At 71.7% G+C, this 1,515-nt stretch carries 1 protein-coding gene; it reads right to left on the bottom strand.

All coding sequences use genetic code 11. The features are described 5' to 3' along the window. A partial coding sequence (locus ACFWVD_RS28535; RefSeq protein WP_379247985.1) for an alkaline phosphatase family protein occupies window positions 1-1,383 on the bottom strand: 1,383 nt, incomplete at its 3' end. Window positions 1,384-1,515 lie beyond the last annotated feature (132 nt).

Raw genomic sequence — 1,515 nt, 5'->3', positions numbered from 1 at the left:
CTTCACCACGGTCGGGGCGGCCCCGTTGTAGGAGACCAGGACCTGGGCGGTCTGGCCGGCCTCCTGGCGGTAGTGCGTCCGGAAGGTCAGATTGCGGGTGCTGCCGCCGGTGACCGCCCACTTGGGGGTGATCAGGGTGGAGTCGAAGGTGCCGGTGTGGCTCTTGTCGTCCCACTCGTCGGAGTCGGCGACGGCGAAGACGTCACGGGAGCGGACGTTCAGCTCGCGCCACTGGTCGCGCTGCGACTGGCTCCAGAACTCGTCGGTCGCGAAGGCCCAGCCGGCCCACTCGGCGACCCCGCCGGTGCCCATCTTCGAGTTGTCGACGGACCAGCCGGCGGGCGGGGTGTGCGTGAAGCCCTTCACCCCGGCCGGGATGCCCGTCTCGTCCACCCGGGCCTGGAGGTTCGGCCGCAGGGTGTCGAAGGGGTCGGAGTCGGGGGCGTTCAGCGGGGTGCCGTCGATGCCGGGGGCGCCGACGCCGACCTGGGCGAGGGCCGTCGCGGCGACGTCGACCAGCTTCACGTCGTCGCGTACCGAACCGGCCGGGATGCCCGCGCCCCGGGCGATGACGAAGGTGCCGCGCTCCTGGAGGGTGGAGCCGCCGTGGCCACCGGAGTTGGTGTGGCCGTGGTCGGTGGTGACCAGGACCTTCCAGTTCTCCTGGGCGTACGTCGGGCGGTTCTGGACGGCGGTGAGGAGCTGGCCGACCAGGGTGTCCACGCGGGCGATGGTGTCGAGGTACTGCTGGCTGGCCGCGCCGTAGGAGTGGCCGGCCGCGTCGATCTCGCCGAGGTAGACGAAGGCGGCGTCCGGGTTCTGGTCGCGCAGCTCGGCGGCGGCCGCGGCGGCGATCTTCGGGTCCTCGTTGCGGTAGCCGTCGCGGTCGCCCTTGAGGGAGAGGCGCTTGTCCACCTTCGGGGAGAAGATCGGGCCGTTCTGGTCGGTGGAGGTGATGGGCTCCCAGTCGGCGGCCGCATACGTGTTGAGCGCCGGCTTGGCGTTCTCGATGCGGGTCAGGAAGTCCGGGTAGGCCGTGTAGTTCTTGCCGGTGAAGGAGTTGTCCTTCACCCCGTGCTTGTCGGGCCAGGCTCCGGTGGCGATGGTGGACCAGCCGGGGCCCGAGGAGGTGGCGGCCATGGGGCTCGCGTAGAGGGTGCTGCGGGCGGTCAGACCCTGGGCCATCAGGCCGTTCAGGTGCGGTGCGTCGGCGGCCTTGACGCGGTCCAGGACCGCGCCGTCGATGCCGATGACGAGGACCTTGTCGGTGTTGGCGGCCGCGTCGGCGGCGCCGGCCGGGGTGGCCGCGACCGTGGCGGCGATCAGGGCGGAGGTGACGGCGGTCGCGGCGATGGCACGACGTCCGGGCAGGGCAGGGGACACGTACTCCTCCTGGGAGCAAGTGAGCGGCGAAAGGAGCGGGGCGTGGGGCGTGGGGCAGGTGCCGGGTCCGGACCGAAGGTGCGGTCTTCGGTCCAGACCCGTTATGCAAGCGTCACTCTGCCGGTCCTGGGT

Origin of the sequence: Nocardia sp. NPDC058666 (genome assembly GCF_042714895.1) — a bacterium.
GTDB lineage: Bacteria > Actinomycetota > Actinomycetes > Mycobacteriales > Mycobacteriaceae > Nocardia.
The sequence above is the reverse complement of the archived record's forward strand: the minus strand, read 5'-3'. Positions and strand labels throughout refer to the sequence as shown.